Origin of the sequence: Streptomyces sp. NPDC051105 (assembly GCF_040682795.1) — a bacterium.
Classification (GTDB): Bacteria; Actinomycetota; Actinomycetes; order Streptomycetales; family Streptomycetaceae; genus Streptomyces.
The window spans coordinates 673,160-686,840 of record NZ_JBFBBR010000003.1; the positions used below are offsets into that span (position 1 = coordinate 673,160).

Genomic DNA, 13,681 nt, shown 5'->3' on the forward strand with positions numbered 1-13,681 from the left:
ACTCGATGCGCAGAACGCGCTCCACAGCGGCCCTCGTCGCCGCCGCAGTGGTGGCCGGTGGCCTGGCTCTGGCGAGCCCGGCGTACGCGGACCCCACCCCCGCCGGCACCTTCCGCCAGCTCGTCGGCGTGGGCTCCGACACCACTCAGGACGTGATGAACGCCCTGGCCGGCGACACCGTCAACGGCACCTCCTACGCGTCGACGGCCCTGAAGTCGTCCACCGGCGCGGGCCTCGCCTCCTACGACGCGATCGGCTCCGCCACCATCCAGACCCGCTCCGGCGGCCCGTCCTTCAACCGCCCCAACGGCTCGGGTCCGGGCCGTACGGCGCTCAGCGACTCGCTGACCGGTGACAAGTTCAACGACACCACCGTCGCGGGTCAGGTGGACTTCGCCCGCTCTTCCGGCGGCCCGACCAACCTGGTGGGCAACGCCCTGACCTACATCCCGTTCGCGCGGGACGCGGTCGGCGTCGCGGTCCGCGGCACCGGCCTGGACACGCTGACGGTCGGGCAGCTGTTCGACATCTACAAGGCCGGCAGCACGCACACGCTGAACGGCCAGACCGTGCACCCGGTCCTGCCGCAGCTCGGTTCCGGCACCCGCAAGTTCTTCCTCGCCGCGATCGGCCTGAACGAGGGCACGGTCGACACCACCCTGCCGACCGTCCAGGAGAACCAGGCCAACGCCGCCCTCACCCAGGACGGCGCGCTCGTCCCGTTCTCCGTGGGCAGCTGGATCGCGCAGAACAACCACATCGCCCCCGACTACAGCTCCAACGCGGTCGCCGCGGGCGCGCACCTGGCGAGCATCCAGCTGCCGACGGACACCGGTGGCGTCACCAGTCCGGTGACCACGGTGGACGGCAAGCTCGCCCCGGTCTCCCACTACTACGAGAACTCCACCTTCGGCCGTGACGTCTACAACGTCGTGCCCACCCGGGCGATCGACCCGACCAGCATCTTCTTCGACAAGGACATCTACGACGTCTTCGTCACCAGTGGCGACCACGAGGCCGCCACGGCCTCGGACTCCGCCGAAGAGGTCATCGCGGACTTCGGCTTCCTGAATGAGCCGTACAACGGTTCGATCAACCAGGCGAAGCACGCCAGGGTCGGCGGTCTGGAGTCGACCACCGTGGGCAGCGCGCCCGACAAGCCCACCCTGAAGACCACGGTCGGCGACGCGAGCCTCAAGCTCAGCTGGACCCCCAGCACCATCAAGCCGGCCCTGCCGGTGACCGACTACCGGGTCACCCTGAAGGACGCGGACGGCGGCGTCATCATCACGAAGGACCTGCCGAGTACCACTACGTCGTTCTCCTTCACCGGTCTCGCCACCGGCACCTACGGCGTCACCGTCACCGCCGACAACCTGGTCGGCGCCGGCACCGAGGCCACCTGGACCGGCGCGGTCAAGTACGCCAGCACCACCAAGGCCACCACCGCCACCACCGCCTACGGCAAGACCCCGAAGGTCGCCGTCACGGTCACCGGCACGCACGGCGTCAAGCCGACCGGCAAGGTCACCGTCAAGGACGGCACCACGGTCGTCGGCACCGGCACCCTGGACTCGTCCGGCAAGGTCTCCATCGGCCTGTCGAACCACCTCAAGGTCGCCACGCACTCGCTGTCGGTCTCGTACCCGGGCACCTCCAAGCTCAACGCGTCCTCCACGACCGTCTCCCTGAAGATCACCAAGGCCACCCCGGCCGTCTCCACCTCGCACCCGACCTCGGTGAGCCACACCGCCAAGGGCAAGGTCACCGTCAAGGTCACCGCGACCGGCACCACCCCGGGCGGCACCGTCCGCATCTACCAGGGCTCCAAGGTGATCGCCACCGGCACCCTCAGCGGCGGCAAGGTCACCATCACCCTGCCGAAGCTGGCCAAGGGCAAGCACACCCTGCACGCCTTCTACGTCGGTTCCTCGACCGTGAACTCGAAGACCGGCGCCAACTTCACCATCACCTCCAAGTAACCCCCTGACGGGCCCGCCGGGAGCCGCGAGGCTCCCGGTGGCCCCGCACGCGTCTTCCGAAGGAGGCGGGCCCCGTGACCGTCGCCGTACCGACACCGAAAGCTCTGGCCGCGGCCGTGCCGCGCAGGCCCGTCCGCAGCCTCACCTTCGTGCGCCACCTCTCACGAGGCGGACTGCTCAGCCTCGCCGCCCTGCTGCTCGGCATCACCGTGCAGTTGCTGGTGGTCAGCGGAGCCCAGCAACACGCCGCGCAGCACGCCGACTTCGACCAGCTGCGGGAGCAACTCGCCCTCGGCACCGCCCCGGTGGCCCAGACCGGCCAGGACGGCAAGCTGCTGGCACCGGGCACCCCGCTCGCGATCGTCAGGATTCCGAAGCTGGGCCTGAGCCAGGTCGTCCTGGAGGGCACCGACTCCTCCGTGCTGACCGACGGCCCCGGTCACCGCCGGGACACCCCGATGCCCGGCCAGGCCGGCACCAGCGTGCTGATGGGCCGGGCGGCGGCGTACGGCGGCCCGTTCGGCAGGCTCTCCGAGCTGACCACGGGCGACACGTTCAGCGTGATCACCGGCCAGGGCAAGGCGAAGTACCTGGTCATCGACGTACGACGGGCCGGGGACCCGGCACCGACCGCGCTCGCCGCCGGCAAGAGCCGGCTGGTGCTGATCACGGCGACGGGACCGAAGTTCGTGCCCTCGGGTGTCCTGCGCGTCGACGCCGACCTGGTCTCCGACACGTTCCAGACCCCCTCGGCCGTGATCCGCGCCGGCACCCTGCCGGACTCCGAGGAACCCCTCGCCCGCCCCTCCGGGGTGCCGTGGCCGCTGGTGATGTGGCTGCAGGCGCTGCTGCTCACCGCCGTGGCCGCCGTCTGGGCCTGGCACCGCTGGGGCCGCCACCAGACGTGGATCGTCTTCGCCCCGGTCGTCGCGGTGCTCGGCCTCCAGGTCGCGACGCGGACCACCGAACTGCTGCCGAATCTGCTGTGAACCAGGTGAATGAGATGACCGAGACCGCGATGACCGACACCGCGACGACCGAGACCGCGACGACCGACACCGCCGTGACCGACACCGCCGTGACCGACACCGCCGTGCTGCCCGCCGCCCACCCGGTGGTGGACGGCCCCGCCCCCGCCACCCTCGAAGCCCGTGCGGTCTCCGCCTGGTTCGGCCCCCACCAGGTGCTCAGCCGGGTGTCGCTGACCATGCCCGCGGGCGAGGTCACCGCGCTCATCGGCCCGTCCGGCTGCGGCAAGTCGACGTTCCTGCGCACCCTCAACCGGATGCACGAGATGATCCCCTCGGCGCAGTTCGGCGGCGAGGTGCTCTTCGAGGGCGAGGACATCTACGACCCGTCGTGGCGCCTGACCGACGCCCGCCGCAGGATCGGCATGGTCTTCCAGAAGCCGAACCCGTTCCCGGCGATGTCGATCTACGACAACGTGGTGGCCGGTCTCAGGCTGACCGGTACGAAGGTGAACCGCCGGGAGCGGGACGAGCTGGTCGAGGAGTCCCTGACCCGCGCGGGCCTGTGGAAGGAGGTCCGCGACCGGCTCCGCCAGCCGGGCGGCGCCCTCTCCGGCGGCCAGCAGCAGCGTCTGTGCATCGCGCGGGCGCTGGCGGTCCGCCCCCGGGTGCTGCTGATGGACGAGCCGTGCTCGGCCCTGGACCCCACCTCCACCCGCCGCGTGGAGGAGACGATCCAGGACCTGGCCGGTCAGGTCACGATCGTGATCGTCACCCACAACATGCAGCAGGCGGCGCGCGTCTCCCAGCAGTGCGCGTTCTTCCTGGCCGAGCAGGGCACCCCGGGCGGCATCGTCGAACACGGCGCCACGGACGCCGTCTTCAACTCCCCGCAGGACCAGCGCACCGCGGACTACGTGGCGGGCCGGTTCGGCTGAGCCCCGCCGACGGGCAGAGGGTCGATCGATCGCCGGGTTTCCTCAGGGAACGGAGCCCGGCGGCGACCCGCACCGGTACGGCGACGACCGATTCGTCCCCCCGCCGTCATCCCCGCGTACGCCGCGCCGTCACCCGTACGGACCACGACGGCAGGAAGCTGTGACCGAGGACACCGAGAACACCGAGGACATCGGGCCGGGGCGCGCCGCCCCCGTGTCCACGCCGATGTGCCTACGCACGTCCTGAGCCCTTCCGGACCCTACGTATTGTAGGTTCCCATCGGCCACGACGGCTCGCCGGCTCATCGGGGGTACTCATGCAGGGCACGGACACACAGGAGGCGCGCCGCGGCCTCGCCCCCACGGTGGCGGTGCTGGTGGCGAGCCTGCTGGTCGCGGCGGTGGGCGTGTACGAGCTGTCCGGCTTCGGCCTGCACAGCCTCGACCGGCGCCCGCACCTGTTCAGCGACGGGCTGGCGACGGGCGGGGTGATCGTCGCGGCGGTGGCGGCGGGGGCGGCGATCGGGAACCTGGCGTGGGTGCTGGTGGCCCGGTGGCGGGCCGAGCGGGAGTGTCCGTAAGAGGCCCCACCCCCTCTTCACACCGTATTCCGCACCGCGGCCGGTCATTCCCCCGACTTCCCGCCGTTACCCTACAAAATGTAGGGTCACAGCTCCCTCCACCATCGTTTCCGTCCCCGTCCCCAAGGTGACCGGTCCCCATGCCCGCACAGCAGTCGACCCTGATCCCCGCGCGCGCGTCCGCCGACCGCCGCGCCCCCGCCGCCACACCCGGCGGCGCACTGCGCAGGCGGGCCGCCGACGCCACCGTCTGGTACCTGCGCCTGATCGCCGTACTGAACATAGCGGCGGTGCTGTCCCTGCCGTTCCGCCAGGAGGTCGACGAACACAACAACGGCCGCATCACCCTGCACCTCCACCGGCAGCACGCCCACCACTCCGGCCAGTTCTTCACCCCGTACCTGGCCACGGCGGGCCTGGTCTCGGCCGCCCTGGCGATCTTCCTCGTGCTGGTGATGCGGCGCCGCAAGCGAGCGGCGTGGCTGGTCAACGTGTTCCTGTCCACCCCTGTCTTCGCCCTCTACGTCCTCGCCCTCACCCAGCATGAGTACCGCGCCCACGTCTTCAACTGGGTCTCCGCCGCCCTGACCGGCCTCTTCGTGGCCGCGCTGCTGATCAGCCGGCGGGAGTTCCACGCGGTCGGCGACCCGTCGAACCCGCGGCTGGCGCTGGCGGTGGGCGTGGGCGGCGTGGCCGTCACCGGCGTCCTGGGCACGCTTCTCGTCCACGCGACGAACAAGCTCCCCGGCGCCACCCTCCCCGACGAGATCGCCTACACGCTCCTGCGGGGCGTCAGCGTCGGCCCGCTCGCCGACCACGTCACCGCGGTGCACGCCCCGCGCTGGACCGACATCGTCATCAACATCCTCCTCGCCGCCGCCTTCTGCCTGGTCCTCTACGCCGGTTTCCGCTCCCCGCGCGGCCGCCGCCTGCTCAGCCCCGAGGACGAGTCGCGGCTGCGCGGCCTGCTGGACCGGCACGGCGCCCGCGACTCCCTCGGCTACTTCGCCCTGCGCCGCGACAAGATGGCGATCTTCTCGCCCACCGGCAAGTCGGCGGTCACCTACCGCGTCGTCGGCGGCGTCAGCCTCGCCTCGGGCGACCCGATCGGCGACCCGGAGGCCTGGCCCGGCGCGATCGACGCGTGGCTGACGGAAGCGCGACGGCACGCGTGGACGCCGGCCGTCATGGGCGCGAGCGAGGAAGCGGGCACGATCTACGCCCGGCACGGCCTGGACGCCCTGGAACTGGGCGACGAGGCGATCGTGGACATCGCCGACTTCACCCTGGAGGGTCGCACGATGCGCGTGGTCCGCCAGGCCCACAACCGCGTCCGGCGGGCGGGTTACACGGTCCGCGTCCGCCGCCACGAGGACATCCCGCCCGACGAGATGTCACTGCTGATCGACCGGGCCGACCACTGGCGCGACGGCACCACGGAACGCGGCTTCTCGATGGCGCTCGGCCGCCTGGGCGACCCGGCGGACGGCCGCTGCGTCATGCTGGAGTGCCGGGACGCCGGCGGCGTCCCCCGCGCCCTCCTCAGCTTCGTCCCCTGGGGCGAACAGGGCCTCTCCCTGGACCTGATGCGCCGCGACCGCGACGCGGAGAACGGCCTGATGGAGTTCATGGTCGTAGAACTCCTCCTGAAGGCACCCGACTTGCGGGTGGACCGGGTCTCCCTGAACTTCGCGATGTTCCGCTCGGTCTTCGAACGCGGCTCCCGTCTCGGTGCCGGGCCGGTCCTCCGCCTCTGGCACGCGACCCTGACGTTCTTCTCCCGCTGGTGGCAGATCGAGTCCCTGTACCGGGCGAACGCGAAGTACCGACCGGTGTGGGAACCGCGCTACCTGCTGTTCGCGCGAAGCAGCGACATCCCGCGGATCGGCTTGGCCAGCGCCCGCGCCGAGGGCTTCCTCACGGTTCCCTGGGGGTCATGACGAGACCGGGAACCTGGGGGAGGGCGGCCCGGACGGCTTCGGTCACCTTGGAGAGGTCCACACCGAGGCGGGCGAGGCGGGGGAGGAGTTCGGGGAGGGGGAGGGGGGCGAAGCGGGCGATGTCGAGGAAGTCCGAGATCGGGTCGGACAGGTCCAGGGGGAGGCGTTTTGTGTAGCTTCCCTGCATGTGCGTGTCTCGGCAGAGACTGAGATCGGTCTGGTCCAGTTCGTCGACACCGAGGGCGGGCATACGGAACCCGAAGGCGGTCAGGCGTTCTACGACTTCCTGCTGTTCCATCAGCAGCTGCGGGCCCACCGAGACAAGATGATGCACCGGCACCGGCGCATCCCAGTCGAACTTCGTTTCGCGGCCGTAGCCGGACAATCCCGTGAGGCCGTAGTCGCTTCTGCTCGCCTTGACGGGCGGCGCCGTGAGCGGCGTGTCCAAGCCGTAGCGGGCCAGTCTGTCGACGACCGCCCTGGGCGACTGCCCCATCTCCTGCGCGGCCCTGACCACCGCCGACACCGGTACCCGCCGGTCCGGACCGAGTCGGGCCCAGCCCCCCAGAGCGTGACTCACATGGCTGAGCAACTCCACGTCACCGGCCATCACCTCGGGAAGTCCCACATCCGGTGTCCGCATTCCGTAGGCACGCAGGCGGTCCGCCACTGCCGCCGGGGGCATACCGGCTTCCTCCGCCGCGCTCACCAGATTCCCGAGGTGGACGACCTTGTCCTCCGTCGGCACCACCACGCTCAGGATCCTGGTGTCCGCCGGATCGACCCGGTCGGGCAAGTCGTCGACGCGCAATCCCAGTTCCGTCACCCGGCGGGCTGTCTCCCGCAGCGGAACGCCCGAGGCGATCGACGCTTCGGCCAGCAGGCGCAACGGCACCGGAACCGTCACCTCGAGCTCGCCCAGAGCACTGGCGTCCCAGTTCCACTCGGCGCGCTGTCGCAGCAGTTCCCGAGCCGTTCCCTCGTCCACCGAACCGAGCTCCGGACGGAAGCCGTACGCCCGTAGGGTCTCGACAACCTCCGAAAGAGGCCGGCCGGTCTGCCACATCGCGCCCAGGACGTGCCCGACCGGGACCGGGTCGTCCTGCTCCAGCCAGGGGTCATCGGAGTTCAGGAACCGGCTGAGCACGGCCAGCACCCAGTCCTCCGGGGTCTCCGTCGGCACGTGCCCGGGCAGGTCGAAGCCGATGGCCCGCATCCGGCCCAGAGCTTCTTCGAACCCGATGTTCAGCACCAGATGCGCCTTCACGAGATGCCCAGGCGGAACGACCTCGTCCACACTCCGCCAGTCGCCGGCCGGGCCGTCTCGGGGCACACCGCGAAGGTAGGCGTCGAGGAGTGCCACTCCGGTCGGGTCGACCAGGACGTCGTCCCGGGGAGGTCCCGGAGTCACCATGCCGAGCAGTTCCATGCGGGACAGCACGTCCAGATACGTCATGCCGCAGGCCTCGGCCACGGAGAGGGCATGCCCCGGGCGCGAGAGGTCATGGGTGAGAGTGCGCGGGTCGGCCCAGTGCCGCTCATTCCAGCCCCCGGCCGATGTGGTGCGCAACAGCAGGTCCGAGGGCCGGGCGACCAGAACCTTCTCCACCCGGGACAGCTCCGGTACGAGTTCGGTCAGCGCGTCCATTTCGGCGTTGGGTCGATGTGCGAGGAGGCGCCACAGCAGGGTGACGTCGTCCGGCGGGCCGCTGAGCCGGATTTCCTCGGTGTCGTCCAGGTCCGTGGGCTCATCGGCCGCCTGGTGGACGATGTCGACGTCCGAGGGAAAGAACCCGGCCGTGGCGACCGATGCGGAGTGGCCGTTCAACCCCAGCACGAACCCCGCCTCCCCCGCCGCCTCGGTCACGATGTCGGCGAGCCGGGGGCTGTGGCCCGAGACGTCCGCCAGCCACTGGGTCGTCAGCAGGGGCGGGTCGGCGGCCAGCAGGGCCGGCAGCGCGTCCCTGATGAGCCGCTCCACCTTCTCGTCCACGTCGCCGTCCAGGATCTCCGTGCGGTCCACGGACAGGTCCTTCGGCCGGGTCGCCCCGGTCAGGTTGACCACCGCGCCGCGCAGCCGCCGCGTGCCTCCCGGATCGGCCAGCACACCGCGCCGTACGCGGGGTTCGACGAAGATGCCGTCGGCCAGGATCCCGCCGCCGTGTTCACACCACACCACCTGGCCGTGGACCGCGTAGCCGCCTTGCGGGCGGCCGGCCGTCCTGCCGTGGGCCAGGAATCCGTCCGGTCCGCCGACAGGTGCCTCACGGGGTTCCAACCGGCCGGGTTCCTCCCATTTCGCCGTGCTCTTGGCGTGTTCGGCGAAGGTCGGAAACTCGGCGATGCCCAGGAACCTGCGCAGCTCCCGCACACAGGACGGGGCGTTCTTTCCGTCCCGGAGGTAGAGACGGACCGTGGTTCCCACGAACCGGCGTTCGTCACCGGGCCTGACCCGGAAGTAGTGACCGGGACCGGTGATCAGAACGGTGAGCGGCCCCGATCTGCCGCTGGCCGGGCGGGTGGTGACCCGGATCTCGTCGGCGAGCATGAAGTAGCTGAGCACTCCGATGCCGAACCTGCTGTTCGGGTAGACGGCGATCCCGTCCTTCCGCCACTCCTCGGACTCCTCCTGGAACCGGGCGTGTTCGCTGAAGCGGACGCCGGCCCGGGAGAACACCTCCGCGAGCACGGTCTCGTCCATGCCGATGCCGTTGTCCCGGCACTCCAGGAAGTACCGCTCCTCCTCCTCGTCGTAGCCCTGCTCGAACTCGATCCTTCCCTTGAAGCCGTCCTCGCCGTTCCTGGCATGCTCCCAGGCCTTGCGCAACCGACAGGCGTCCAGGGCGTTCTGGTAGAGCTCGCGGATGGCGAGGGCGCGGTCGCGGTAGAGGTTCTCGCCCATAAGGAGTTCCTGGATGCGGGCCTCGTCCAGCCGGAACCGGATCACCTCGCCGGCCTGCCGGGGCTCTCCCGCGTCGTCCACCTCGTAGACCTCATCGGCGTGCGCGTAGACGGGCAGGGCGCCGATCTCCTCCGTGGGCCGGGTGCGGCGCGCGTCCCGCAGCAGGGTGTCGACATGCTGCGCGTGGTCGACGAGCGCAGCCACGACGGCGGGGTGGTCGCAGGTCGCCTGGAGGCCCAGGGCGTCACCGCGCGGGATCCAGCGGGCCCTGTTCAGAGTGGTCAGCAACGCCTCGGCCGTCACCGGATCCGGGATGCCCACGTGCTCGACGATGTCCGGGGGCAGGGCGGTCGGCTCCAGGGCCATGGCATGGGCGATCGCGAACAACGGCCCGACCAGGTGCTCCCGGACCCCCTGCCAGTTTCCGCCGCCGACTTCGACCGGGAACGGTTCGGGCTTCAGCAGCCCGTCGCGCCCCCGGCCGTACAGCTTGCGGGGTGACACCTGGGCACAGGCCAGCAGCCGGGTCAGCAGGTGACGGTCGAGGAGCGCGCCGAGGCCGGTCTCGGGGGACTCCAGTTCGGCCAGCAGGGCGGGCAGTGAGCCCATCTCCTGTTTCGCCCACTGGTGGAAGAGCCACCAGCCGGTCTCCGGGCGCCCGTCCCCACGGTCGGGCAGCTCACGCCCGCGGTTGGCCTGGCGGACGAGCCGCTTGTGGGCGCGCAGCAGGGCGTTGTGGGTCTGCCGGTGTGCGCCGCCCGGCCGTTGGTCGTCCAGGTCCACCGGATCGATGTGGGCATGCTCGGCGAGGGTGTACGCGCCGTGCGCCTGGTAGAGGAACGGCAGCAGGGCGATCAGCGCGGCCTCGGCGGGCTTCAGCGTCGGCCGGCGCAGCCGCTCCTGTATCTCGTGCAGCAGAAGCTTCGTCGCCCGGACCATGCGCTCCCCCAGCTCCGGGTCCCGCCACGGGTCCCGCACCAGCAGCCCGCGCCGCTCGTCGTACAGCTTCGCGAGCCGTCCTACGACGTCGAGGGTCTGCTCCCGCATCGTCCCGGCCCGCTCCTGTTCGGTGGGAGCGACGAGCTGCCAGACGACGGAGCCGGACACGGCGCTCAACCAGTCCTGGCCGAAACCCTGTTGAGCGGGCGGCGAGGAGCCGGCCGTCCTCCCCTGCCGGGACGCCTCCGCGAGACGGTCCCACTGCTCCCAGGTGAGGGGGGGCACGGCACGGTGCCGCCGGGTCTGCGCGAGATCGGTCAGCACACGGAGGAAGGCGTGCCGTTTCGCCCGGTCACGAGGGACACCCTTGCCCTGGAGCCAGTCCCGGACGGTGTTGGCGTGGATGCTCAGCCCGTACTTGGCCGCGATCGCCGCGGCCACGGCCGCCGGACCGGGTCCCCCGGCGGCCCTGACCAGCCGATCCAGCTGCTCCTCGTACGTCACCGGCCGTCCCCCTCCAGGCCCCGAGTCGCACGACCCGTACGACCCGTACGACTCGCGAAATCGCAGATTACCTCCATGACCTGCGGTATCACCGGGATTCGAGCACATCGGCCGGAGCCCCGCGCAGCGCACCCGGAGCACAGTCGGCGGCGTCGTCGCTCCGGCCCTGGAAGGAACCCCGATGGCCCCCCTGCTCCTCACCGCCCTGTGCGGAGTCCTGGCGCTGCTGATCGTGGCCTGCGCCGCCGTACTGATCGTCCGTACCGCGCTCGCCGACGCCGATTCGAGGGACCGGGCCCGCATCCTCACCGCGGTGGCCGACGTCGTCCGGGCGCTGCGCGGAAAGCGGTGAGCGGTGAGCGATGAGCGGTGAGGTGAGCGGTGCGCGGTCCCGCTCCTCCGCGCGGTGCGGTACGGGCCTACACCCGTGGCAACCCGCCCGCGAGCCCTCCGCCCACCGTGAACCCGATCACCGCGCCGCCGCCCTCTCGGCGGAAGGCGAAGGGGGCTCCGCCGTGGGCCATCGCGACCTCGCGGACGATGGAGAGGCCGAGGCCGGAGCCGGGGAGGGAGCGGGCGTCCGCGGCGCGGTAGAAGCGGTCGAAGATGCGGATCAGGTCGCCCTCGGCGATCCCGGGGCCGCGGTCGAGGACCTCGACGCGGACCGTGCCGGGCCGGGCGGGGCCGGTGACGTTGATCTCGATGGGGGCCTTGCCGTCCCGGTCGAACTTGGCCGCGTTCTCGACCAGGTTGGAGACGGCCCGCTGGAGCATGCCGGGGCGGCCGTCGGTGGTCGTGTCGCCGCTCGCGCGGAGCAGGATCTCGCGGCCGGTACGACGGCGGGCCAGCCCGGCGACGTCCTCCGCGATGTCGGCCAGGTCCACCCGCTGCGGCGGCTCCGCGTCGGACTGTCCGGCCGCGAGGTCGACCAGCTCGTTGACCAGGTCGGTCAGCTCGCGGGCCTCCTGGCCGAGGTCCGCGACGAGATCGTCCCGGGTGGCCGGCGGGAGTTCGTCGATACGGCGGAGCAGGGAGATGTTCGTACGGAGCGAGGTCAGCGGGGTGCGGAGTTCGTGACCGGCGTCCTGGACCAGCCGCCGCTGGTCCTCCTCCGACTGGGCCAGCCGTCCCAGCATCCGGTCGAAGGCCCGGCCCAGCCGGCCCACCTCGTCCAGTCCCGTCACCGGGACCTGGATGCCGAGCTGCCGGGTGCGGGCCACGTCCTCCGCGGCCGAGGTGAGGATCACCAGGCGGCGGGTGATCCGGCGGGCCAGCCACCAGCCGAACAGCCCCGCGGCCACGACCACCGCCGCCATCAGTGCCAGCGTCCGCTGCTGGAGCGCCCGCAGCAGGTCCTCCGTGTCGCTGAACTCCTGCGCCACCTGCACCGCGCCCCGGCCGTCGCCGAGCGCCACCGTGGCGATCCGGAACAGGTCGTCGCCGACCCGGACGTCCTTGTGCTGGGCCGTCGTCCCGGCCTTCTCGGCCATGGCGGCCGCCCGGTCCGCGTCGGTGACGGGCAGCACCGGGCTGCCGTGGTCGACGGTCTCGCCGTGCTCGCCGAGCACCTGGACGTCGGTGCGGGGCGGCCGGACCAGGTCATGTCCCGGCTTGGAGGAGAAGAAGTCCTCCGGGACCATCCGGTGCTGCTTGACCTCGTCCTGGACGTCGGAGACGACCTGGGTGAACACCGACTGCTCGTCCACGCGGACCAGTCGGGCTGCGGCGTTGTACGACAGGATGCCGACGACGATCGTGACGGCCGCGGTGACGGCCGCGAAGGAGACGACGAACGTGGTGCGCAGGGAGACGAGCCCGGGCCGACGCCTGACCAGCACCCGACGGAGCCACCGGAGGCGGCCCACTCAGTCCTCCCGCAGCACGTAACCCACGCCCCGGACGGTGTGGATCAGCTGCGGGGCGCCGGGCTCGTCGAGCTTGCGGCGCAGGTAGCCGACGTAGACGGCGAGGTTCTTGGAGCCGGGGCCGAAGTCGTAGCCCCAGATACGGTCGTAGATCGTGGAGTGGTCCAGGACGATCCCGGCGTTGCGGGCGAGCAGTTCCAGGAGCTCGAACTCGGTTCGGGTCAGCTCCAGCTCGCGCCTGCCGCGCCAGGCCCGGCGGGCCTGGAGGTCCATCCGCAGGCCGGCCGCCTCGACCTGCCGGTCGGAGGTCTGCGGTTCCCGGCCGGGGTCGGCGACCGCGCCGCCGCCGGAGCCGCCGCCGGTGGTCACCGGGGAGGTGCGCCGCAGCAGGGCCCGCAGCCGCGCGAAGACCTCTTCGACGTCGAAGGGCTTGACGACGTAGTCGTCGGCGCCGGCGTCCAGCCCCGCGATCCGGTCGGCGGTCTCGACCAGCGCGGTCAGCATCAGGATGGGGGTGCGGTCGCCCTCGGCGCGCAGGACGCGGCAGACCTGGAGGCCGTCGATGCCGGGCATCATCACGTCGAGGACGAGGACGTCCGGCTGCTCGCGATGGGCGTGCGCCAGGGCTTCCACACCGTCCGCGACCGCCGTCACCTCATACCCCTCCAGGCTGAGGGCCCGCTCCAGGGCGTGGCGGATGGCGCGGTCGTCTTCGGCGAGCAGCACAGTCTGGGGCACGCACCCAGTCTGCCAAGGCCTCCGGCGGTTCGGCCGGGGTGAGCGGGCCTACGATCACCCTTTTTACCTGGCTCTCACCGTCACAGAGGCAACCGGGCGCGTCGCATTTCGGCCGCGGGTGCGTGGGGGCTGGTCGCGCAGTTCCTTCCCCAGCCTTCGGCCGGGGGTACCCCCAGCGCCCCTTACGGGGCCTGCCGTCGCTGCGGGCAGTCGTGCTTTCCCCAGTGCCTCAAGGGCCTGGGAGGTCCCCCCAGGCGGCACGGGTGGGCGAGGGGGTCCCCCGCTCGAGCGGAGCCGAGAGTGGGGGAGGCACCCCGGCGGTGG

9 protein-coding genes are annotated in these 13,681 nt (G+C 71.5%); 6 read left to right on the forward strand and 3 right to left on the reverse strand.

Going from position 1 to position 13,681, the window contains the following annotated elements; translation table 11 throughout:
• The first annotated feature begins 5 nt into the window (after nucleotides 1-5).
• The 5 genes from AB0N16_RS10550 to AB0N16_RS10570 all read left to right on the forward strand — a co-directional run bounded on the left by AB0N16_RS10550 (nucleotide 6) and on the right by AB0N16_RS10570 (nucleotide 6,409).
• On the forward strand, nucleotides 6-1,982 hold the full coding sequence (locus AB0N16_RS10550) for an Ig-like domain repeat protein (protein ID WP_365795100.1): 1,977 nt from the start codon (nucleotides 6-8) through the stop codon (nucleotides 1,980-1,982).
• A gap of 74 nt (nucleotides 1,983-2,056) precedes the next feature.
• Complete coding sequence (locus tag AB0N16_RS10555; RefSeq protein ID WP_365795103.1) at nucleotides 2,057-2,971, forward strand: sortase; 915 nt, start codon at nucleotides 2,057-2,059, stop codon at nucleotides 2,969-2,971.
• A 14-nt stretch (nucleotides 2,972-2,985) separates the two neighbouring features.
• The gene (gene pstB / locus AB0N16_RS10560) at nucleotides 2,986-3,888 is read left to right on the forward strand and encodes a phosphate ABC transporter ATP-binding protein PstB (RefSeq protein ID WP_365795105.1); all 903 of its coding nucleotides are present in this window, start codon (nucleotides 2,986-2,988) and stop codon (nucleotides 3,886-3,888) included.
• Between the two features lie 317 nt (nucleotides 3,889-4,205).
• Nucleotides 4,206-4,469: a hypothetical protein gene (locus tag AB0N16_RS10565; RefSeq protein ID WP_351694364.1), complete on the forward strand. Its 264-nt coding sequence runs from the start codon at nucleotides 4,206-4,208 to the stop codon at nucleotides 4,467-4,469.
• Between the two features lie 140 nt (nucleotides 4,470-4,609).
• Nucleotides 4,610-6,409 carry a phosphatidylglycerol lysyltransferase domain-containing protein gene (locus AB0N16_RS10570; RefSeq protein ID WP_365795107.1) on the forward strand — a complete coding sequence of 600 codons (1,800 nt, stop codon included), beginning with the start codon at nucleotides 4,610-4,612 and terminating at the stop codon, nucleotides 6,407-6,409.
• Here AB0N16_RS10570 and AB0N16_RS10575 read toward each other — a convergent pair.
• Nucleotides 6,387-10,754, reverse strand: a complete 4,368-nt coding sequence (locus AB0N16_RS10575; protein ID WP_365795109.1) for a hypothetical protein — start codon at nucleotides 10,752-10,754, stop codon at nucleotides 6,387-6,389. The genes AB0N16_RS10570 and AB0N16_RS10575 overlap by 23 nt on opposite strands.
• Nucleotides 10,755-10,935: 181 nt before the next feature.
• Between AB0N16_RS10575 and AB0N16_RS10580 the strand changes: the two genes are divergently transcribed.
• Nucleotides 10,936-11,106 (forward strand): hypothetical protein, encoded by a 171-nt coding sequence (locus AB0N16_RS10580; protein WP_351741206.1) that lies wholly within the window; start codon nucleotides 10,936-10,938, stop codon nucleotides 11,104-11,106.
• Between the two features lie 67 nt (nucleotides 11,107-11,173).
• Here AB0N16_RS10580 and AB0N16_RS10585 read toward each other — a convergent pair whose 3' ends face one another.
• On the reverse strand, nucleotides 11,174-12,619 hold the full coding sequence (locus tag AB0N16_RS10585) for a HAMP domain-containing sensor histidine kinase (RefSeq protein WP_365795111.1): 1,446 nt from the start codon (nucleotides 12,617-12,619) through the stop codon (nucleotides 11,174-11,176).
• Nucleotides 12,620-13,357: a response regulator transcription factor gene (locus AB0N16_RS10590; RefSeq protein ID WP_365795113.1), complete on the reverse strand. Its 738-nt coding sequence runs from the start codon at nucleotides 13,355-13,357 to the stop codon at nucleotides 12,620-12,622.
• Between the last annotated feature and the right edge of the window lie 324 nt (nucleotides 13,358-13,681).

Bases quoted from the DNA above. Each gene is read 5' to 3' on its own strand.
- pstB (WP_365795105.1), top strand. From the start codon at position 2,986: ATGACCGAGACCGCGATGACCGACACCGCGACGACCGAGACCGCGACG.
- AB0N16_RS10580 (WP_351741206.1), top strand. From the start codon at position 10,936: ATGGCCCCCCTGCTCCTCACCGCCCTGTGCGGAGTCCTGGCGCTGCTG.
- AB0N16_RS10565 (WP_351694364.1), top strand. From the start codon at position 4,206: ATGCAGGGCACGGACACACAGGAGGCGCGCCGCGGCCTCGCCCCCACG.
- AB0N16_RS10550 (WP_365795100.1), top strand. From the start codon at position 6: ATGCGCAGAACGCGCTCCACAGCGGCCCTCGTCGCCGCCGCAGTGGTG.
- AB0N16_RS10570 (WP_365795107.1), top strand. From the start codon at position 4,610: ATGCCCGCACAGCAGTCGACCCTGATCCCCGCGCGCGCGTCCGCCGAC.